This window comes from Phenylobacterium sp. (genome assembly GCF_035944335.1).
GTDB lineage: Bacteria > Pseudomonadota > Alphaproteobacteria > Caulobacterales > Caulobacteraceae > Phenylobacterium.
In genome coordinates, this window is record NZ_DASZBG010000057.1 from 1 (window position 1) to 18,475 (window position 18,475).

An 18,475-nucleotide genomic window follows, 5' to 3' on the forward strand; every position below is an offset into this window, starting at 1 on the left:
CCGCGCAGGTGTCGTGCCCGAGCCATTCGCACTGGGTGACGCCGGCGGCGCGCAGGCGGCCGAGCACGAATTCCGGCAGGTCGAACATCCGCTTGTCGTCGCTCACGCCGGTCCCGAAGAAACGGCCATAGGCGGGGTCGACCTTGACGAACTGGGCGCGGAACTCGACGCCGACCTCATAGGACTTCGGCCCGATGCAGGGCCCGACCGCGGCGCGGATCCACTTGCGATTGGCGCCCAGGCCTTCCATCCGGCGCACCGTGGCCTCGACGATGCCGGAGAGCGCGCCGCGCCAGCCCGCGTGGGCCGCGGCGACCACACGGGCCTCCGGATCGACCAGCAGGATCGGCGCACAGTCGGCGGCCAGCGCCGCACAGACCACGCCCGCCGTGGCGCTGACCACCGCGTCGGCGTGCGGCGGCCCGGCCGGCCAGGGACCGTCGGCGACGAGGGCGGTGGCGGAGTGCGTCTGATAGGCGGTGACCAGGGCGTCCTGGCCGAAGTGGGCGGCCACCCGGCGGCGGTTCTCGGCCACGGCCTCCGGATCGTCCTGGGAGCCCAGGCCGACGTTCAGGCTCTCGTAGATGCCTTGGCTGACGCCGCCCTGGCGGGTGAAGAAGCCGTGGCGGACGCGCGGCAGGCGCAGGCGCTCGGAGGTCAGGACCGGCAGCTTGGCCATCAGGCGTCCTCGAAGGCGGGCGGCGTCCAGCCCGGCGAATGGATGCAGCAGGCCTTGAACAGGTCGCCCATCTGGTCGGCGGCGAGCAGGCGGTTGAGCTGGCGGCCGATCATCGGCGACTTGTCCGGGCGCGCCGCCACCAGGGCCTCGGCGCGCAGGCCGACGCCCATGCGGGCCAGGAACTCCGCCTGGGTCAGGATGACGGCCTCCGCGCCCTGCTGGCGCGCGGCGTCCATCACCGCCGGGAAATCGGCGTGGACGGTGAGATCGGCCTCGCCCGGGCAGGCCAGCGGGTCGACCTTCAGGTGGCGGCGCAGCGCCTGCAGGGTGTCGCCGAAGCCTGCCCGATCGCGGCCGTAGTCGATCAGCAGCGCGGCGCCCCCGTCGCGGGCGAGGCGGCCGCCGAGCAGCGCGCCCAGGGCGGCCTGGGCCGCGGACTGTTCATAGACCGCGCCCTCGGCGGCGTCGGGCAGCAGGCCGGCGGCCGGCGTCGGGTTGCGGACGAAGGCGAGGCGGCCGTCACGGTCCAGACCGACCAGCTGTTCGGTCCAGCCCACGGCGGTGCGCACGAACTGGCGGGTCGGCAGGCAGTCCAGCAGCTCGTTGGCGATGAGGATCATCGGCGCCCCGCCCGGGACCTCGGCCAGCGAGGCGGCCCAGCGCGGGCCTTCGCCCAGCCGGCGTTGCTGGATCGCCTTGAGCGGTTCGGAGGTCTCCACCAGCCAGACCTCGGCGGCCTCGAGGAAGTCCGGGGCCATGCGCGCGGCGCGCGAGACGTCGGCCATCAGGGTCCCGTCGCCGGGGCCCATCTCCACCAGCCGCACCGTGGCGGGCGCGCCCATCATCTGCCACGCGGCGGCGGCCCAGACCCCGACCAGCTCGCCGAACATCTGGCTGATCAGGGGGGCGGTGACGAAGTCGCCGGCCTCGCCCAGCGCCGGCCGGGTCGCATAATAGCCCTCGGTGGGGTCGTGAAGCGCGGCGGTCATGTACTGGGCGACGGAGATCGGGCCCGCCTGTGCGATCTGGGCCTCCAGCCGCTCACGCAGGCTCATCGGCCGCCGGCGGAGCGTTCTGGGGGGCTGGCTGGACCACGGCCGTCCCGTCATTGGCCGGGCCTTCCCTGAGGCCGCGCCAGACCATCCAGGCGCCGACCGCGATCATCGGGATCGACAGCATCATCCCCATGGTCAGGCCGAACGGGAAGTTGGGCATGTAGCTGTCCGGCTCGCGGACGTTCTCGAGCGCGGTGCGGGCCAGGCCGTAGCCGGCGATGAACAGGCCCATGACCACGCCGCGGCGGTTGAGGTCGTGGCGGCCATGGGTCGACCAGCGCAGCAGGAGGAACAGGACCAGGCCCTCGAGGCCGGCCTCGTAAAGCTCGCTCGGGTGACGCGGCTCCGGCCCGGCGCCGGGGAAGACGATTCCCCAGGGCAGGGTAGTCGGCCGGCCCCAGAGCTCGCCGTTGATGAAATTGGCGATGCGGCCGAAGAACAGGCCGATCGGCGTGCAGGCCGCGACGATGTCGCCGAGCCGCAGGAGGTCGAGCTTGTTGCGCCAGGTAAAGAGGGCGAGCGCCAGCAGGACGCCCAGCGCCCCGCCGTGGAAGCTCATGCCGCCGTGCCAGGTCTTGAGGATCTCGACCGGGTCGGTCCAGATCAGGGCCGGCGTGTAGAACAGCACATGGCCCAGCCGGCCGCCGACGATGACGCCGACGGTGATCCAAAGCACCAGGTCGTCGAGCTGATCGGTCGTGGCCGCCGGTCCGCGCAGCGGCCAGAGCCGGGCGTTCTTGACCAGCGAGACCGCGTAGCGCCAGCCCAGCAGGATGCCCGCCACATAGGCCAGCGCATACCAGCGGACGGCGATCGGGCCCAGGTGGACAAGGACGGGGTCGAAATCCGGAAAGGGCACGTGTCGGGCGCTCCAGCGTTCAGCTAGGTGGCTTTAGACGAGAAGGCCTTCGCTTTCACCCCCTCAGGGGCCATATAAGGGACCAAAGACGGGCGTCCGCCCGTGCCAGAGCTAGAGATGCAGACCCAGAATCCGTTCCTCGATGAGATGGCCAAGCTGACCACCGCCGCCATGGGCCTGGCCCAGGCGGCCGGAGACGAGGCCAAGGCCGCCTTCCGCGCCCAGGCCGACCGTATCGCCGCCGAGCTCGACCTGATCCGACGCGAAGACTTCGAGGCGCTGAAGGCCGAGGTGGCGGCGCTGCGCGCGGAGCTGGCCGCCTTGCGCGGGGGTTCGGAGGGGGCGGCGTCGAGCGCCGCACCGAAAGACATCCCCTGATCATCCACCGAAAACACGCGAATGTGGCTTGGCCCCGGCACGAACCGGGTGACGGCCAGGCCGCGAACCAGCTTACTTTCAATATCGCAGGCGATTCGGGGGCGACGCTCGCTCCCTTCGCCAATTGCGAAAGGACCTAGGGTCTATGGACATCCAGTCTGACGACAACGTCCTGATCGGCAATGATCCCCTCGATGTGGTCGAGCATGTGCTCACCGCCGAGAACCTGCCCTTCGACCGCACCGAAGACGGCGACCTGGCCTTCTCCCTGGCCGGCGACTGGAAGGACTACGAGCTGTGGTTCGCCTGGCGTCCGGAAGGCGAGTGCCTGCAGCTGTGCCTGTCCATCGACCTGGTGGTCCCCAAGGAGCAGCGGCTGGCGGCGCACGAGCTGCTGGCGACCCTCAATCCGCGGGTCTGGCTGGGCCACTTCGAGGTCTGGGAAGACGGCGAGATCGTCTTCCGCCACGGCATGCCCTTGATGGCGGGCGAACAACCCTCGCTCGCCCAAGCCGCGGCGATGATCGACGTGGCGGTGGAATGCGCCGACCGCTTCTATCCGGCCTTCGACTTCCTGGTCCGCGGCGCCAAGTCCCCCCAGGAGGCGATCGCCGCCTGCATGTTCGAGACGGTCGGCGAGGCCTGAGGGCCTCTAGAGGCTTGCGATCCGCAGCGCGAGCTCGCCGGCGGCGCGCCGGCTGTCGGGGCAGAGCCACGGGATATGGTGATCGCTGCCGCCGTGCCAGGCGATCAGCTCGGGGGCGATCACGCCCTCCGGCCCGAGCAGCGGATTGAAGTCATCCAGGAAGGCGAGCCCGAGCTCGGCGCAGGCGCTCTGAAGCGTGGTGTTGAAGGTGCGCGCGAGGCCGGTGCGCGTGGGCTGGTCCGGCATGTCGAGCCGCGCCAGGCCGGCGGCCAGGGCCTCGATGTCGGCCTCGGCGTGCAGGTGGGCGATGTGGCCGTTGACGACGCCCTGGCGCAGCGCCGCATCGCTGAGCGTGGGCGGCAGGGCGCTGCTCACCACGATCCGGGCCGAAGTGGCGGCGCGCGCCTGGCGCAGAAATTCGGCGTAGCGCCGGGCGCTCTCGCGGGCGAAGTCGCTCGCCGCCGCGAGATCGAAGGCGGTCTGGCCGCTGTGGATCCGCTGGAAGTCGTAGACGAACTCCAGATCCACCTGGCCGAACTTGAACAGCACGGTCGCGTGGGCCAGGCGTTCGCCGCGCGCTTCCAGCATCTGCAGGATGCGGCTCCCATGGCCGCCGCGCGAGTTCGGATTCATCAAACCGCGCGCTGAAGCGCCGGTGTTGAGGAAGGGGACCGGCAGGAGGTCCGCGCGCCGCAGCACCTCCTGCGCCAGATAGAACTGTCCGTGGCTGTCGGAGACGATCACCAGCGGTCGCCACAGCTCGTGCGGGCGGCTGAGCTCGCCGAAGGCCTCCAGATCGCGGCCGTAGACGTCGGCTTCCCCCAGCCGGGCGAGGGCGATGTCCTGACGAAGCAGGCGTTCCTCCTGCGCGGGCAGGCTCAGGACCTGCGCCTTGGCCTCGGCGACCCGCCAGGGCAGGCGAAAGTGCGCCCGCCGGCCCTCCGCCCGTCCCGCCACATGATAGTGCCAGGCCGCGACCTCGGGGCCCAGCTTGGCCAGGTCGGGGTAATCCTGGCGGTAACGGGCGTCGTCGAAGCCGACCTGCAGCAGGGCGCGCGCGACCTCACCGCCGGCATGACCCGGCGAAAGCCTCTGTAGCGAGGGCTCGGGCGGCGACGCGGCCGCCACCGACAGATCGGTCACACCGGACCTCGACGCCGACTGAACGCTGCAACTCGCGCGAGCATACAACTCGGCATGGCGCCGCGGAAGGGCTGGGCCCCACCGGGGCTTCGCGGCTCGCACTTCGGCCCCGACGCCGCTAGGCTGCCGGCCATGATCACGCCGATCCTGATGCTGGGCGCCGGGCGCATGGGCGGCGCGATCCTGGAGGGCTGGAAGAAGGCCGGCGCCTTCACCGCCGCCGAGCTGATGATCTGCGACCCGGAGCCCGGCCCGGCGGCGCTGGCCGCAGCTCTGGAGGGGGCGCGGCTGAATCCGCCGGACGCCGAGCTCGCCGAGGCGAGGACCGTGGTCCTGGCGGTCAAGCCGCAGGTCTGGGCCGAGATCGCCGCGCAATACGTCCCCTGGCTGCACGCCGATGCGGTGATCGTCTCGATCGCCGCGGGCGTGCGGGCCGGCGAGATCGGCAAGGAGTTCGGCGGCCGCTGCGTGGCGCGCGTCATGCCGACCACGGCGGCGGCGATCAACCAGGGCACGGCCAGCCTCTACGCCGACGATCCGGCCGCGCTCACCCGGGCCCACGCCCTGTTCGAGCCGCTGGGCGCGGTGGTCGACCTCGTCGACGAGGACCTGATGCACGCCGCGACCGCCGTCTCCGGCTCCGGCCCCGCCTATCTCTACGCCTTCGTCGAGGCCCTGGAGGGTGCGGCGCTGGCTGCGGGCCTGCCGCCGAAGGAGGCCGCCCGTCTGGCGCGCTCGACGATCACCGGGGCCGCGGCCCTACTCGCCCACTCCGACGCCGAGCCGGTGGACCTGCGCCGGCAGGTGACCTCGCCCGGCGGCACGACCGAGGCGGCGCTGAACGTGCTGTTGTCCAACACCGGCCTGCCGCCGCTGTTGCGCGAGGCGGTCACCGCGGCCGTGCGGCGCTCCAAGCAGTTGGGCGGCTAGGCATTTCTTGTCGCGCAGCCGGACGCAAAAGCGGTTCGATGGCTTTGCTGGCTTTCGCTTCCTAGTCGCCGTCGACCCGCGTCCAGGTCTCGCTGTCGCAGACGCCCAGCACGCAGCCGTCGACCTCGAGGCGATTGCGGGAGACCGCGCGCAGGCGCCCGGCGTAGCTGCGGCCGCTCTCGGGATCGTAGACCCTGCCGCCGGTCCAGCGGCCGGGGCCTTCGTTCTTCATGTCGCGGATCACCATGACGCCGACCAGCGGGCGGTCGCGCAGGGATCGATCCGGATTGTGGATGTCGCGGTTCGGGTGGCCCACGGGGTCCTTCAGCCAGGTGACCGCGCCGCAGACCAGCGCCGGATCGCTGCTGCAGGGCGCGATGGCCACGTGGGCGAAGCCGTCCTCGGTCAGCCACTGGCCGACGGCGGGATCCTGGTTGGCCAGCGCCGGGCCGGCGGCCAGCAGGGTCAGCAGCAGCGGCGGGATCATGCCTCGGGTCATAGCCTAGCAACGCGTGGACGGCCGCGGTCGTTCGGTCAGCCGGGCAGCCGCACCACCGCGCGCAGGCCGCCGAGCGGGGAGCGGTCGAGGGTGATGTCGCCGCCGTGGCCGCGGGCCACGTCGCGGGCGATGGCCAGGCCCAGCCCGACCCCCTTGGTGTTCTGGTTGCGCGCCTCGTCGAGGCGGCCGAAGGCCTTGAAGGCCTCCTCGTAGCGGTCCTCCGGGATGCCCGGGCCGTCGTCGTCGACGACGATCTCGACGCCGCCGTGCAGGCGCGGGCGGGCGGCCACCGCGACGTGTTCGCCATGCACCGCGGCGTTCATGATCAGGTTGGCGAGCGCCCGCTTGAGCGCATTGGGCCGCACCTGCGCCACAAGCTCGGGATCGGCCTCGACGCTGACCTGGGCGCCGGCCCGCACGGCCCCGGCGCTGACCTCCTCGATGAGGTCCAGCAGGCGCACGGCCTCGGTGGCCTCGCCCCCCTCGCCGCGGGCGAAGGCCAAGTACTCGTCGATCATGTGCTCCATCTCGGCCACGTCGCCCTTCATCTCGGCGGTGCGCTTGGAGGGCTCGGCGAGCGCGAGCGCGAGTTTCAGGCGGGTGAGCGGCGTGCGCAGGTCGTGGCTGACCGAGGCCAGCAGGTTCGTGCGCTGCTCGATCTGGCGCAGGATGCGCGAGCGCATGGAGAGGAAGGCGTTGGCGGCCCGGCGCACCTCGCGCGCGCCATGCGGCTTGAAGGCCACCACGTCGCCGCCGCGCCCGAACGCCTCCGCCGCATTGGCCAGCCGCTCGATGGCCCGCACCTGGTTGCGGATGAACAGGATGGCGATGGCGGTGAGCAGCACCGTGGCCACCGTCATCCACAGCACGAAGATATGGCCCTGGGTGGCGAAGGCGCGGTCGCGGGACGCCAGGATGCGCATCACCCCGCCGGGCACGGCCACGCGGATGTCGACGTAGGCCGGGTAGCGGGTGGTGTCGAACCAGAAGGCGTCATCCAGCCGCTCGTCCAGCGCGCGGCGCAGCGAGCGGTCGATGGGGGCGAAGAACGGCTCGAACAGCACCGGCGGGTCGCGCGTGGTGACCGGCAGCTTGCGGCCGGGCTGCAGGGCGATCGACAGGCCCATGGAGTCCTCGGCCCGTTTCGACAGCTTGGCGAAGGCCGCCGGGCTGGGGTCCTCCTTGTAGCTCTCGACGGCCCAGGCGATGTCGCCGGCCAGGCCCTCGGAGAGCCGGCTGGTCACCGTCTTCCAGTGGGCGTCGAAGAAGACATAGGTCACCGCCACCTGCATCAGGGCGATGGGCAGGACGATGATCAGCAGCGACCGCCCGAACAGCGTGGTCGGCATCCGCTGCTTGATCCAGCGGCCGAGCCTGCGCAGGCCCAGCGCCTTGAGCGGGGGCCGCATCAGTCGGGCGCCAGCATGTAGCCGATCCCGCGCACGGTGCGCAGGTAGCGCGGCGCCTTGTGGTCGGACTCGATCTTGCGGCGCAGGCGGGTGACCTGCACGTCGACGGCGCGGCCGGAGGGGTCGACCTGGCCGCGGGCCAGCTCCAGCCGGTCGACCGGCTCGTGCGGGGTGCGGGCCAGGAGGCGCAGGAGCGCGATCTCGGCCTCGGTGAGGCGCACCAGCTCGCCCGCGCAGGAGAGTTCGCCGCGGTCGGGATCGAAGGCGCAGCGGCCGAGCGCCAGGGGCTCGCCCGCCGGCGCCGGGCGGTCCTGGGCGCGGCGCAGGATGGCCTCGATGCGCAGCAGCAGCTCCTCGGGCTCGAAGGGCTTGGGCAGATAGTCGTCGGCGCCCAGGCGCAGGCCCTCGATGCGGTCCTCGGACTCGCCGCGGGCGGTGAGCATCAGGATCGGCGTGCGCCCGGCGGGTCCGCGCTGTTCGCGCAGCCATTTGGTGAGCGCAAAGCCGTCCTCGCCGGGCATCATCACGTCGAGCACGGCGAGGTCGAAGGTGAAGCCCTCGATCAGCTTGCGGGCCGGCGCGCCGCCGGACGCGGCGGTGACCCGGAAGCCGGCGCGGGCCAGATACTCCTTCAGCAGTTCGCGGATGCGGTCGTCGTCGTCGACGATCAGGAGGTGGCGGCCGCGCGCGGTGGTGTCGGTCAGGCTCATGCCTTGCCCCAGGATGGGTTGAGCCTCAGCGGTTCAACCCCATTTCGTTTGACGCAGGCTCCCGCGAACGTTTCAAGAGGGGCCATACGAAAGGAGGTCGCACCCTCATGTCCCTGGTTCCCTTCGACGATCGCGACGGTTGGATCTGGCTGGATGGCCAGTTCGTGCCCTGGCGCGAGGCGAAGGTGCACGTACTCACCCATGGCCTGCACTATGCGTCGGCCGTGTTCGAGGGCGAGCGGATGTATGGGGGCGAGATCTTCGAGCTGACGGCGCATACCGAGCGACTGTTCAAGTCCGCCGAGATCCTCGACATGGTGATCCCCTTCACGGTGGCGCAGATCGACCAGGCCTGCAAGGAAACCTGCGCCAAGAACGGCCTGACCGACGCCTATGTGCGGCCGATCGCCTGGCGCGGTTCGGAGATGATCGGGGTTTCGGCGCAGAACACCAGGATCCATGTGTCGATCGCCGTCTGGGACTGGCCGAGCTACTTCAAGCCGGAAGAGAAGGCCAAGGGCATCCGCCTCACCTGGGCCAAGTACAAGCGTCCGAGCCCCGAGACCGAGCCGGTGCACGCCAAGGCGGCCGGTCTCTACATGATCTGCACCCTGTCCAAGCACGCCGCGGAGAAGGACGGCTTCACCGACGCCATGATGCTCGACTGGCGCGGCTACATCGCCGAGAGCACCGGCTCCAACGTGTTCTTCATCAAGGACGGGGTGATCCATACCCCGACGCCTGACTGCTTCCTGAACGGCATCACCCGCCAGTCGGTGATCCGGCTGGCCCGCGAGAAGGGCTTCGAGGTGATCGAGCGCCACATCCGCCCCGAAGAGCTCGCCGACTTCTCCGAGTGCTTCGTCACCGGCACGGCGGCCGAGGTGACCCCGGTGGCCGAGATCGGCGAGTACAGCTTCCGGCCGGGCAATATCTCGCTCAGCCTGATGGACGACTACGCCAAGATGGTGCGGCGGGAGCTGGTGGGCGCCTAGGCGATCACCGCATAGGGCCGCGGGTATTCCTCGTCGCGGGCCAGGTAGAGGACGCCCAGCACCAGCCGCACGGCCATGAACACCCAGGCGCAGGCCATCAGCATGCCGCCCAGCACCACCAGCGGGATGCCGACCAGCACCAGGCTGAGCGGGATGCCCACCGCCAGCAGAGCGCCGCCAAGCACGAAGCCGCCGATGGTGATCCAGAAGGTGCGGATCAGCCAGGTGTAGTGGGTGTACATCCTGGGCCCCGCCTGATCGCGGCTGGCGTAGGCGATGATCAGGCCGATGACGGTGGTGACGCCGTGCGTCAGGCCGATCAGGTAGAGCGCGTAGCAGATCGCCGGCAGGGTGCGGTCTTCGGCGGCGGAGGCGGTGTCGAGGCGTTCGCTCATGGTTGCCCTCCCGAGGCAGGCGACCATCATGCCGTAACCTTTCGGCCGCGCCAGTTACAGTTTGGAAGGGTTGCGCTCGAGGATGATCTCAACGCCGGCGCCGACGGCGTGGGGCGCGAGGGCCAGGGGCTTTTCCACCCGCACCCGGGCGCGGGTGACGCGCGTGTCGGCCAGGCAGGCGCGGGCCAGGCGCTCGGCGAAGGTCTCGACGAGGGCGATGTGGCCTTCGGCGGCCACGGCCTGGGCGGCCTGCAGGATGGTCTCGTAGTTCAGCGTGTCGGCGAGCCGTTCGGCGCCGGCCGTGGGGACGTCCAGCTCCACGTCGACGATCAGCGGCTGCACCTTGCCGATCTCGTGGCGATAGACGCCGATGCCGGCCTGCACATTGAGGCCGGTGACGAACACCTTGCTCGAGGTCACTTTCGGCTCGCTCATCGCCAGGCCAGGTGCTGGCCGGAATCGACAGCGATCATCTGGCCGGTCACCGCGGTCGCATCGATCAGGTACTTCAGCGCCTGGGCGATGTCGGCGGGCGCCACCGCGCGCTGCATCGGGGTCGCCTCGGCCTCGGCGTCGAAGGCGGCCTGGTCCTGGTGGATCGAGGGCAGGGTGGGTCCCGGGCCGATGCCGTTCACCCGGATGCGGGGCGCGAGCTCCTGGGCGAGCATGCGGGTCGCGTCCCACAGCGCGGCCTTGGACAGCGAATAGGAGAAGAACTCCGGCGTGGGCGAGAGCACCCGCTGGTCGAGGATGTTGACGATCAGCCCTTCGCGGTCGGCCGGCAACCGGCGGGCGAAGGCCTGGGCCAGCACCAACGGCGCGCGCAGGTTGGTCTCCAGATGCGCGTCCCACGAGGCGCGGTTCATGTCGGAGAAGGCGTCGCGCTCGAACACCGAGGCGCAATTGACCAGCAGGGTGACAGGGCCGAGCTCGGCCTCGACCTCCCCGACCAGGGCGACCGTGGTGGATTCGCGGCGCAGGTCGCAGGGGAAGATCTGCGCCTTGCGACCCTTGGCCTTGACCTCGGCGGCCGCGGCTTCGGCGTCGTCGTCGACGGCGCGCACATGGATCGCCACGTCGAAGCCGGCCTCGGCGGCGGCGGCGACCAGCGTCCGGCCGACCCGCCGCGCGCCGCCCGTGATCAGCGCCGCGCCGCGGCTCGCCATGGCGTGCTCCTACAGGCTCAGTCGAACCGGCCGAACTCGATGCGGTTCAGCGTGGCGATCACGATGAGGAAGACGACGATGGCGGCGATGCCGATCATGGGGCGCTCCGAAGCTGTCGCAGCGGCTTTAGCGGCGCGCTCCCGCCCCCGCAAGCCGACTTGTCGAACGGGCAAAGGCGCGTTCTAGCTTCGGGCGACGAAAACGACGGTTGAGGGAGCATCCATTGCCGCTGACGCCCATACCAACCTCGGCGTTCCAGAAGATCGCCGTCGGCATCGACCGGCCGGAAGACGTGGTGGTGGGCAAGGACGGCCGCGTCTTCGCCTCCGACCACCAGGCCGCGGTCGCCGAGATCTTCCCCGACGGCTCGTTCCAGCGGCTGGGGCCGAAGGGCGGCGCGCCCAACGGACTCAACATGGACCGCCAGGGCCGGATCATCATCGCCAACTTCGGCATCTACGACCGCGAGCCCGGGCCCCTGGAGCGCTTCGATCCGGCGACGGGGACGCACGAGACCCTGCTGAGCGAGGTGGAGGGAAAGCCGCTCACCTCGTCGAACTATCCGGTGATCGACAGCGCCGGGAACATCTGGTGCGCCAACTCCACCCACGCCGAGACCTGGCCGCAGGCGCTGGACGGCCGCACCGACGGCTTCATCTTCGTGCTCAGGCCTGACGGCTCATCCTCCATCGAGGCGGCGGGGCTGAAGTTCCCGAACGGCATGGCGCTGTCGGCCGACGAGCGGTGGCTCTATTGCGCCCAGACCTCCGGCGCCGACGTCATGCGCTTCCCGGTCCGGCCCGACGGCAAGCTTGGTCCCGGCGAGCGCTACGGGCCGATCCTGGGCAAGCTGCAGACGCCCGGCGATCCGCAACACGATCACAACGACCTGGGCTACACCGACGGCGTCGGCCTGGACGGGCAGGGCAATCTCTGGGTCTGCCTGCCGGCCGCCAACAAGGTGGTGGCCATCACGCCGGGGCTGCAGGTGGTGACGGTGTTCCACGATCCGGACGGGGCCGTGATCAACCACCCGACCAATGTCACCTGGGGCGGGGCGGACCTGAAGGACCTCTATGTGGGCTCGATCCGCGCCGATTATGTGCTGAAAGCCCGTTCGCCGGTTGCGGGCCAGCCGCTGGTGCATCAACTGTAATCAAGACGGGGCTTCCGAAGTTACCGCCGATCACTAAAATGCGTGTTTGAAAGTCGGGGCGCGCGGCCCAAATCGCGCGGGTCCGGCGGGCCGACGAAACGAACGAACCAGAACGGGTCCAGGAGGACGTCCATGCGCGAATACCTGCAATTCTACATCGACGGGAAGTGGGTCGATCCGGCCGAGATGAAGACCCTCGAGGTCATCAATCCGGCCACCGAGGCGGTCTGCGGCAAGATCGCGATCGGCTCCGCCAAGGACGTCGACAAGGCCGTGAAGGCCGCCAAGCAAGCTTTTGAAACGTGGTCGCAAACCAGCCGCGAAGAGCGCCTCGAGGTGCTGGGCCGCATCCTGGCGGAATACCAGAAGCGCTTCGGCGACCTGGCCACCGCCGTCACCGAAGAGATGGGCGCGCCGTCCTCGCTGGCGCAACGCGCCCAGGTGCCGGCCGGCATGGGCCACCTGGCCACCGCCGCCCAGATCCTCAAGGACTTCAAGTTCGAGGAGGACCGCGGCAATACCATGATCGTGAAGGAGCCGATCGGCGTCTGCGCCTTCATCACGCCGTGGAACTGGCCGCTCAACCAGATCGCCTGCAAGGTGGCCCCGGCCATCGCCACGGGCTGCACCATGGTGCTGAAGCCCTCGGAAGTGGCGCCGTTCTCGGGCCACATCTTCGCGGAGATCATGCATGCGGCGGGCGTGCCGGCTGGCGTGTTCAACCTGGTGCACGGGGATGGTCCCGGCGTCGGCGTGGCGCTGAGCGTCCACCCCGACGTGGACATGGTGTCGTTCACCGGCTCGACCCGGGCCGGCGTCGAGGTGGCCAAGAATGCGGCGCCCGGCGTCAAGCGCGTCCACCAGGAGCTGGGCGGCAAGAGCCCGAACATCATCCTGGACGACGACGTCTTCACCAAGTCCGTGGCGCGCGGCGTGCAGCACATGATGACCAACTCCGGCCAGAGCTGTAATGCGCCGACCCGGATGCTGGTCCCCACCAAGCGCATGGCCGAGGCCATGGCGGCGGCCAAGGAAGCCGCCGAGCAGGTGACGGTGGGCGATCCCAACGGCAACGCCATGCTGGGCCCGGTGGTCTCCGAGGTGCAGTTCAACAAGATCCAGGCCCTGATCCAGAAGGGCATCGACGAGGGCGCGACCCTGGTCACCGGCGGTACGGGACGCCCCGAGGGCCTCGACAAGGGCTACTTCGTGAAGCCCACGGTGTTCGGCAACGTCAACAACGAGATGACCATCGCCCGGGAGGAGATCTTCGGACCGGTGCTGGCCATCCTGCCCTATGAGTCCATCGACCAGGCGATCGCCATCGGCAACGACACCGAGTACGGCCTGGCCGGCTACGTGAACGGCGCCGACCTCGATCAGGCCCGCAAGATCGCCCGTCGCATCCGCGCCGGCCAGGTCTCGATCAACGGCGGCTCGGACATGACCGCCCCGTTCGGCGGCTACAAGAAGAGCGGCAACGGGCGCGAGTGGGGCGATTTCGCCTTCCACGAGTTCCTGGAGACCAAGGCCATCCTCGGCTACGCGCCGAAGCAGGCCGCGGAGTAGCTTTCCCTCCCCTTCATGGGGAGGGTGGCTGGAGCGAAGCGACAGACGGGTGGGGAAGTGTGGGCCAAGCGCCGAGCCGGAGCTTGATCGCGACGTCCCCACCCTGACTGCTTCGCGGTCTGTCCCTCCCCACCAAGGGAGGGCAAGGAGTTCGCCATGCCCGCCATCGATCCCGCCTTCCAGACCCTCATCGACGCCCAGGCCAAGGAGGCCGCGGCCAATCCGTTGCCGCCGCTGGACCAGCTGCCGCCCGACATGGTGCGGGCCGGCTATCGGGCGCAGCGGCAGAGCCAGGACCAGAACGCGCCCAAGGACGTCGACGTCGGCGACTTCTCGATGGATGGCCCGCACGGGCCGATCCCGGTCAGGCTCTACGAACCCCAGGGGCTCGGCAAGCCGTCGGGCCTGCTGGTCTATTTTCACGGCGGCGGCTGGGTGATCGGCGACCTGGAGACCCACGACGGCCACTGCCGCCGGATGGCCGCCTGGGGCCATTGCCGGGTCATGGCGGTGGACTACCGCCTGGCGCCGGAGAACCCGTTCCCCAAGGGCCACGACGACGCCCTGACCGCGGCGAAGTGGGCCTTCGACCATGCCGCGGACCTCGGCGTCGACGCCCTGCGGATCGCGGTCGGCGGCGACAGCGCCGGCGGCAATCTGGCGGCCGCGGTGGCGCTCGACCTGCGCGACGATCCCGCGCGGACGCTGGCCTTCCAGCTGCTGCTCTATCCGGTCACCAGCGACGCCTGGGAGACCGCCTCGCGCAAGACCCTGGACGGGCCGATCCTGAGCTTCGACGCCATGCGCTGGTTCGAGAAGCTCTTGGCCGGCGCCGGCCATCCCGAGGCGCACCGCCTGTCGCCGCTCAAGGCCGACCACGTGAAGGGGGTCGCGCCCGCTTTGGTGGTCACCGCCGGCCACGACTGCCTGAAGGACGAGGGCGCGGCCTATGCCGAGCGGCTGGCCGACGCCGGGGTGGCGGTGAGGCACATCGAGTACCCGCACCTGCCGCACGACTTCTACGTCATGGCCGACGTCTCGCCGGCGGTGATCGAGGCGGCGAAGGAAACCGCGGAAGCTCTCAAAGCGGCGATCGGCTAGGCCGGGACCAGAGTGCGTCCGCGGATCTGCAGGGCGAACCACAGGGCCGGCAGGATCAGGAGCGCCGAGAAGGCGAAGGGCGCGCCGGCGGCCACCATGGAAAACAGCTGGCCGGCCAGCACCGGGCCGCCGATGCGGGCCAGCGCCATGCCGCTCATGTTCAGGCCCAGCATCTCGCCCTGCCGATGCGGCGGGGCGGAATGGGAGATCAGGGCGGCGATGTTCGGGAAGCAGATCGACTGGCCGAGGCAGACCAGGGCGAAGCCCGCCATGGCCACCGGCCAGTTGGGCGATCCGCCCTGGGTCACCATGCCCAGGCCCATGAACACCAGGCCGACCGTCAGCGTGGTCGCCTCGCCGTAGCGGCGCGCCAGGCGCCCCGAGAGCCAGCCCTGGCAGACAGCGCCCAGCACCCCGATGCCCATGAAGGCCAGACCGATCTGGCGCGGGCCCCAGCCGAAGCGCTGCTCGGTCCACAGGCCGTAGGTCGACTCGATGCCGGCGAAGCCGACCACGACGATGAAGCTGACCACCACCACCCGACTGATGATCGGGTGGGCGAAGCCTTCGCGCAGGCGCGCGGGCTTGGGGCCCAGCAGCGCCGGCCGGCGCTCCGGCCGGCTTTCCCGCACGAAGACGATCACCGCCACGGCGGAGGCGAGCGCGAAGGCCGCGGCCACCAGCAGCGGCAGTTGGAAGCCGAGCGCGCCGCGGCTGGGCTGGGCCAGCAGCCCCCCGATCGCCGGGCCTGTCGTGAAGCCCGCGCTGAACGCGGCGCCCATGATCCCCATGCGGCTGGCGCGCTTGTCGGGCGCGGTGATGTCGGCCATGGCGCCCTGCAGGGTCGAGATGTTGCCAGCGAAGATCCCGCACAGGAAACGGATCACGAAGGCGGCCAGCAGGGTCGGGGCAAAGGCCAGGGCCGCATAGCTCAGCGCCACGGCGGTGATGGTGACGATCAGCACCGGCTTGCGGCCGATCCGGTCCGACAGCTTGCCCCAGAAGGGCTCGCCCAGGAACTGGCCGAAGGAGAAGGCCGAGAACAGCAGGGTGACCTGCCAGGCGGGCGCATGGAAGGCCTGGGCGAAGAACGGCAACAGCGGGATCACCAGGCCGAAGCCCGCGATCATCAGGAAGATCACGCTCAGCAGGACGATCAGCGCGCGGCGCTCCTCGGTCGAGGGCGAGGTGGAGATCGCGGTCATGACCGCGGCTCGGGGGCGGCGCGGGCCGCCTCGGCCATCTTCCCGGCCGAGAGCGCCAGCCAGATGGCCGGCGCCACCACCAGGGCGCCCTGGATGTAGGGCCCGTCGATGCTGATGCCGGAGAAGCTCAGCCCCGCGCAGAACGGCCCGATGACGCGGGCCAGGGCGCCCATGGCGTTGTTCAGGCCCAGGATCTGGCCCTGCCGCTGCGGGTCGGCGGTCTGGGAGACCAGGCCCGAGACATTGGGCCAGGCGACCGACTGGCCGATCGCCGACAGGCTCATCAGGGCGATGGTCATGGGCCCGCCGGTGGAGAGCGGCTGCAGGCCGATGCAGACCATGGTGATGGCCATGCCCAGCGCCAGCATGCGGCCCTGGCCGAAGCGCTCGGACAGCGGTCCCGTGAGCGTCATCTGGGTGATCGCCGAGGCGATGCCCACGAAGGCGAAGGCCACGCCCACGTCGCGCGGGCCCCAGCCGAACTTGGCCTGGGTCCACAGGCCGAACACGCTCTCGATGCCGGTGAAGGCGAAGCCCACCATGAAGGTGAGCAGGAACAGCCGCCCGATGATCGGATTGCGCACCGCCTCGCCGAACGCCGCCCAGCGGTTGGGGCGGAAGGTGTTGGTCATGTCGCGCGCCCGGCTCTCGCGGATGAACAGCGCGATGCAGGCCGCGGAGGCGGCGAACAGGCCAGAGGCGATGAACAGCGGCAGCTGGAAGCCCACCGGCCCCAGGCTCGGCTTGGCGAACAGGCCGCCCAGCGAGGGCCCCACGATCAGGCCGACGTTCCACGAGGCGCTCATCCAGCTCATCGCCCGCGTCCGCTTCTCCGGCGGGGTGACGTCGGCGATATAGCCCTGGATCACCGAGCCGTTGCCGCTGGAGAGGCCGCCGGCCAGCCGGATGGCGAAGGCCGCCCAGGCGTTGGGCGCGAAGGCCAGCGCGAAGTAGCAGATGCAGTTGCCGCAGATGGTCGAGATGAGCAGCGGCTTGCGGCCATATTTGTCGGACAGGCGGCCCCAGAACGGCTCGCCGAAGAAGGCGCCGACCGAGAAGGCCGAGAAGATCAGCGCGATCAACCAGGGCTGGGCGTTGAACGACTTGGCGTAGAAGGGCAGCAACGGGACGACGATCCCGAAGCCGAGCTGGTTCAGAAAGATGAGGGCGATCAGCGACGGCGCCGCCCAGCGAGGCGGCGTCGCCTCCCGCGGCGCAGTGTCGGACATCGGCGAGGCAGGTAAGCCGTGCGGAGCAAGGCGGCAAGCTCAGCGAGCGGCGATACGCCTCTTTGCGGCGGACCGTGTCCCGAACGACATTGGCTGGATGATCTCCAAGACCCTCAGCTCCGCCGTTCTGTTCCTCGCGCTAACAGGTCACGCGCCGCCGGCCGCCGCCGCGGAGGCGCCGATCCCCGTGCCGGCCGCCTACGACGACCTGATGATGGACCAGTTCACGGCGGGGATGGCGACGAAGCGCCCGGAGACCGTGCGCGAATTCCGCCTGGTCTACCACGCGCTGGTCTGGGCGAATTCGACCTTGCAGGTCCTGGGCAAGCCGCGCCTGTTCTGCGGCGAGCGGCGGCAGCTCACGACCGATGAGTCGCTGGCTGTGCTGCGGGATTATGTGGCCGGGGCGCCGGAGATCGCGACCTGGGACGAGCCGGTGGCGATCCCCCTGCTGTCTGCGCTTCGGCTGAAATATCCCTGCCCGGCAAACTAGCGGCCGGCGGCTTCCTGCCTGGCGAGCGTCTCGTGGAAGGCTGCATAGCCCTTGTCGAACCAGGCCCTGCAGCCGGCGGGATCGACGAAGGCGTCCGCCTTGCCGGCCTCCAGCGCCGCGCGCTTTTCCTTCATCCCGAAGAACATCCCATGGCTGCCGAGGAACACCTCGCAGGGCAGGCGCCGCCACGTGGCGTAGCTCGTCTCGTAGTCGGCGGCGATGCCCGGATAGCTCTCATGGGTCTTGTCCAGCCGGTACATGGGCAGCACCGAGTTGGAGCAAAGCGCCAACCCCTGGCGCACCTTGCCCGCGACGCTCACCGGAAAGGTCCAGGTGGTGCAGCCGCGGGTGTGCCCGGGCGTCAGGTGGGCGGTGAGCGTCCAGCCGCCGAGGCTGACCTTCTCCCCATCCTTGACCGTGCGGTCGGGCGTCACCGGCGGATAGGCCGCGGCATCGCCGAGCCCGAAGTCACCCTTGCCGCCGCGCGCCATCAGGGCGCCGTCCAGCGCGCTCGCATAGAGCGTCGCGCCGGTCTCGCGCTTCAGCTGGGCGAGGCCGCCGGCGTGGTCGAGGTGGCCGTGGCTGGAGAGCAGGATCTTCACCCGCTTGGGGTCGAAGCCCAGCGTCCTGATGTTGGCGAGGATCTGTGGGGCGGTCGTCTCATAGCCGCCGTCCAGCAGGATCATCCCGGCGTTCGTCACGAACAGGAATGAGGTGATGTCCGAGGCGCCGACGTAGTAGAGCCCCTCGCCGATCTTGAACGGGGCGACGGGGTCGTTGTCGTGGGGCAGGGCTTGGGCCGGCAACGAAAAAGCGGCCGCCCCGACGGCGACCGCTCCGAACATTGCCGCCCCGATC

At 70.3% G+C, this 18,475-nt stretch carries 22 protein-coding genes; 8 read left to right on the forward strand and 14 right to left on the reverse strand.

The features are described from left to right. The 3 genes from VGT80_RS10145 to lgt all read right to left on the reverse strand — a co-directional run. The coding region (locus VGT80_RS10145; protein ID WP_327455384.1) for a polyphenol oxidase family protein at positions 1 to 679 on the reverse strand (679 nt) is incomplete at its 3' end. Next, the gene (locus tag VGT80_RS10150; RefSeq protein ID WP_327455386.1) at positions 679 to 1,734 is read right to left on the reverse strand and encodes a class I SAM-dependent methyltransferase; all 1,056 of its coding nucleotides are present in this window, start codon (positions 1,732 to 1,734) and stop codon (positions 679 to 681) included. The genes VGT80_RS10150 and VGT80_RS10145, both read right to left, overlap by 1 nt. Next, positions 1,721 to 2,593 carry a prolipoprotein diacylglyceryl transferase gene (lgt, locus tag VGT80_RS10155; protein ID WP_327455388.1) on the reverse strand — a complete coding sequence of 291 codons (873 nt, stop codon included), beginning with the start codon at positions 2,591 to 2,593 and terminating at the stop codon, positions 1,721 to 1,723. The genes VGT80_RS10150 and lgt overlap by 14 nt, the downstream gene beginning before the upstream one ends. A gap of 117 nt (positions 2,594 to 2,710) precedes the next feature. On the opposite strand from lgt, the gene VGT80_RS10160 reads away from it, so the two are divergent. Together VGT80_RS10160 and VGT80_RS10165 are read left to right on the forward strand one after the other, a co-directional pair. Beyond that, positions 2,711 to 2,971 carry an accessory factor UbiK family protein gene (locus VGT80_RS10160; protein ID WP_327455390.1) on the forward strand — a complete coding sequence of 87 codons (261 nt, stop codon included), beginning with the start codon at positions 2,711 to 2,713 and terminating at the stop codon, positions 2,969 to 2,971. A 145-nt stretch (positions 2,972 to 3,116) separates the two neighbouring features. Continuing rightward, positions 3,117 to 3,617, forward strand: a complete 501-nt coding sequence (locus VGT80_RS10165; protein WP_327455391.1) for a YbjN domain-containing protein — start codon at positions 3,117 to 3,119, stop codon at positions 3,615 to 3,617. Positions 3,618 to 3,623: 6 nt separating this feature from the next. On the opposite strand, the gene VGT80_RS10170 is transcribed toward VGT80_RS10165, so the two are convergent. Beyond that, positions 3,624 to 4,760, reverse strand: a complete 1,137-nt coding sequence (locus VGT80_RS10170) for a hypothetical protein (RefSeq protein WP_327455392.1) — start codon at positions 4,758 to 4,760, stop codon at positions 3,624 to 3,626. Between the two features lie 135 nt (positions 4,761 to 4,895). Here VGT80_RS10170 and proC point away from each other — a divergent pair, with 135 nt between their 5' ends. Beyond that, positions 4,896 to 5,690 (forward strand): pyrroline-5-carboxylate reductase, encoded by a 795-nt coding sequence (gene proC, locus VGT80_RS10175; protein WP_327455443.1) that lies wholly within the window; start codon positions 4,896 to 4,898, stop codon positions 5,688 to 5,690. Positions 5,691 to 5,751: 61 nt separating this feature from the next. Here proC and VGT80_RS10180 read toward each other — a convergent pair whose 3' ends face one another. The 3 genes from VGT80_RS10180 to VGT80_RS10190 are packed head-to-tail and all read right to left on the reverse strand — an operon-like array spanning position 5,752 to position 8,308. Then, a complete protein-coding gene (locus tag VGT80_RS10180) occupies positions 5,752 to 6,177 on the reverse strand; it encodes a DUF2147 domain-containing protein (protein WP_327455393.1) in 426 nt (141 codons plus the stop codon). Positions 6,178 to 6,224: 47 nt separating this feature from the next. Further along, positions 6,225 to 7,598, reverse strand: a complete 1,374-nt coding sequence (locus VGT80_RS10185) for an ATP-binding protein (RefSeq protein ID WP_327455395.1) — start codon at positions 7,596 to 7,598, stop codon at positions 6,225 to 6,227. Continuing rightward, positions 7,598 to 8,308 (reverse strand): response regulator transcription factor, encoded by a 711-nt coding sequence (locus tag VGT80_RS10190; protein WP_327455397.1) that lies wholly within the window; start codon positions 8,306 to 8,308, stop codon positions 7,598 to 7,600. The genes VGT80_RS10185 and VGT80_RS10190 overlap by 1 nt, the downstream gene beginning before the upstream one ends. Before the next feature lie 107 nt (positions 8,309 to 8,415). On the opposite strand from VGT80_RS10190, the gene VGT80_RS10195 reads away from it, so the two are divergent. Continuing rightward, on the forward strand, positions 8,416 to 9,303 hold the full coding sequence (locus tag VGT80_RS10195; protein WP_327455399.1) for a branched-chain amino acid aminotransferase: 888 nt from the start codon (positions 8,416 to 8,418) through the stop codon (positions 9,301 to 9,303). On the opposite strand, the gene VGT80_RS10200 is transcribed toward VGT80_RS10195, so the two are convergent. From VGT80_RS10200 to VGT80_RS10215, 4 genes are read right to left on the reverse strand one after another with little or no spacing between them, the layout of a single operon-like run. After that, a complete protein-coding gene (locus tag VGT80_RS10200; protein WP_327455401.1) occupies positions 9,300 to 9,698 on the reverse strand; it encodes a hypothetical protein in 399 nt (132 codons plus the stop codon). The two genes, VGT80_RS10195 and VGT80_RS10200, sit on opposite strands and share 4 nt — an antisense overlap. A 54-nt stretch (positions 9,699 to 9,752) precedes the next feature. After that, the gene (gene folB / locus VGT80_RS10205; protein WP_327455403.1) at positions 9,753 to 10,133 is read right to left on the reverse strand and encodes a dihydroneopterin aldolase; all 381 of its coding nucleotides are present in this window, start codon (positions 10,131 to 10,133) and stop codon (positions 9,753 to 9,755) included. Continuing rightward, positions 10,130 to 10,864 (reverse strand): SDR family oxidoreductase, encoded by a 735-nt coding sequence (locus VGT80_RS10210; protein WP_327455405.1) that lies wholly within the window; start codon positions 10,862 to 10,864, stop codon positions 10,130 to 10,132. The genes folB and VGT80_RS10210 overlap by 4 nt, the downstream gene beginning before the upstream one ends. A 17-nt stretch (positions 10,865 to 10,881) precedes the next feature. Next, entirely contained in the window at positions 10,882 to 11,037 is a 156-nt protein-coding gene (locus VGT80_RS10215) for a hypothetical protein (protein ID WP_327455407.1), read from the reverse strand. A 50-nt stretch (positions 11,038 to 11,087) separates the two neighbouring features. Here VGT80_RS10215 and VGT80_RS10220 point away from each other — a divergent pair, with 50 nt between their 5' ends. From VGT80_RS10220 to VGT80_RS10230, 3 genes are all read left to right on the forward strand, one after another. Next, on the forward strand, positions 11,088 to 12,020 hold the full coding sequence (locus tag VGT80_RS10220) for an SMP-30/gluconolactonase/LRE family protein (RefSeq protein ID WP_327455409.1): 933 nt from the start codon (positions 11,088 to 11,090) through the stop codon (positions 12,018 to 12,020). Positions 12,021 to 12,152: 132 nt separating this feature from the next. Further along, the gene (locus VGT80_RS10225) at positions 12,153 to 13,589 is read left to right on the forward strand and encodes an aldehyde dehydrogenase family protein (protein ID WP_327455411.1); all 1,437 of its coding nucleotides are present in this window, start codon (positions 12,153 to 12,155) and stop codon (positions 13,587 to 13,589) included. Positions 13,590 to 13,745: 156 nt separating this feature from the next. Next, positions 13,746 to 14,690, forward strand: coding sequence for an alpha/beta hydrolase (locus tag VGT80_RS10230; protein WP_327455413.1), 945 nt, complete (start codon positions 13,746 to 13,748; stop codon positions 14,688 to 14,690). Here the strand turns inward: VGT80_RS10230 and VGT80_RS10235 are convergent. Further along, complete coding sequence (locus VGT80_RS10235) at positions 14,687 to 15,895, reverse strand: MFS transporter (RefSeq protein WP_327455415.1); 1,209 nt, start codon at positions 15,893 to 15,895, stop codon at positions 14,687 to 14,689. The genes VGT80_RS10230 and VGT80_RS10235 overlap by 4 nt on opposite strands. Then, complete coding sequence (locus tag VGT80_RS10240; RefSeq protein ID WP_327455417.1) at positions 15,892 to 17,124, reverse strand: MFS transporter; 1,233 nt, start codon at positions 17,122 to 17,124, stop codon at positions 15,892 to 15,894. Before VGT80_RS10240 ends, VGT80_RS10235 begins: the two co-directional genes overlap by 4 nt. A gap of 97 nt (positions 17,125 to 17,221) precedes the next feature. On the opposite strand from VGT80_RS10240, the gene VGT80_RS10245 reads away from it, so the two are divergent. Then, positions 17,222 to 17,617, forward strand: a complete 396-nt coding sequence (locus VGT80_RS10245) for a hypothetical protein (protein WP_327455419.1) — start codon at positions 17,222 to 17,224, stop codon at positions 17,615 to 17,617. On the opposite strand, the gene bla is transcribed toward VGT80_RS10245, so the two are convergent. Continuing rightward, a complete protein-coding gene (gene bla / locus VGT80_RS10250) occupies positions 17,614 to 18,423 on the reverse strand; it encodes a subclass B3 metallo-beta-lactamase (RefSeq protein ID WP_327455421.1) in 810 nt (269 codons plus the stop codon). The two genes, VGT80_RS10245 and bla, sit on opposite strands and share 4 nt — an antisense overlap. Between the last annotated feature and the right edge of the window lie 52 nt (positions 18,424 to 18,475).

Bases quoted from the DNA above. Each gene is read 5' to 3' on its own strand.
- VGT80_RS10150 (WP_327455386.1), bottom strand. From the start codon at position 1,734: ATGAGCCTGCGTGAGCGGCTGGAGGCCCAGATCGCACAGGCGGGCCCG.
- VGT80_RS10160 (WP_327455390.1), top strand. From the start codon at position 2,711: ATGCAGACCCAGAATCCGTTCCTCGATGAGATGGCCAAGCTGACCACC.
- VGT80_RS10165 (WP_327455391.1), top strand. From the start codon at position 3,117: ATGGACATCCAGTCTGACGACAACGTCCTGATCGGCAATGATCCCCTC.
- VGT80_RS10180 (WP_327455393.1), bottom strand. From the start codon at position 6,177: ATGATCCCGCCGCTGCTGCTGACCCTGCTGGCCGCCGGCCCGGCGCTG.
- VGT80_RS10185 (WP_327455395.1), bottom strand. From the start codon at position 7,598: ATGCGGCCCCCGCTCAAGGCGCTGGGCCTGCGCAGGCTCGGCCGCTGG.
- VGT80_RS10190 (WP_327455397.1), bottom strand. From the start codon at position 8,308: ATGAGCCTGACCGACACCACCGCGCGCGGCCGCCACCTCCTGATCGTC.
- VGT80_RS10195 (WP_327455399.1), top strand. From the start codon at position 8,416: ATGTCCCTGGTTCCCTTCGACGATCGCGACGGTTGGATCTGGCTGGAT.
- VGT80_RS10200 (WP_327455401.1), bottom strand. From the start codon at position 9,698: ATGAGCGAACGCCTCGACACCGCCTCCGCCGCCGAAGACCGCACCCTG.
- folB (WP_327455403.1), bottom strand. From the start codon at position 10,133: ATGAGCGAGCCGAAAGTGACCTCGAGCAAGGTGTTCGTCACCGGCCTC.
- VGT80_RS10210 (WP_327455405.1), bottom strand. From the start codon at position 10,864: ATGGCGAGCCGCGGCGCGGCGCTGATCACGGGCGGCGCGCGGCGGGTC.
- VGT80_RS10225 (WP_327455411.1), top strand. From the start codon at position 12,153: ATGCGCGAATACCTGCAATTCTACATCGACGGGAAGTGGGTCGATCCG.
- VGT80_RS10230 (WP_327455413.1), top strand. From the start codon at position 13,746: ATGCCCGCCATCGATCCCGCCTTCCAGACCCTCATCGACGCCCAGGCC.
- VGT80_RS10235 (WP_327455415.1), bottom strand. From the start codon at position 15,895: ATGACCGCGATCTCCACCTCGCCCTCGACCGAGGAGCGCCGCGCGCTG.
- VGT80_RS10240 (WP_327455417.1), bottom strand. From the start codon at position 17,124: ATGTCCGACACTGCGCCGCGGGAGGCGACGCCGCCTCGCTGGGCGGCG.
- VGT80_RS10245 (WP_327455419.1), top strand. From the start codon at position 17,222: ATGATCTCCAAGACCCTCAGCTCCGCCGTTCTGTTCCTCGCGCTAACA.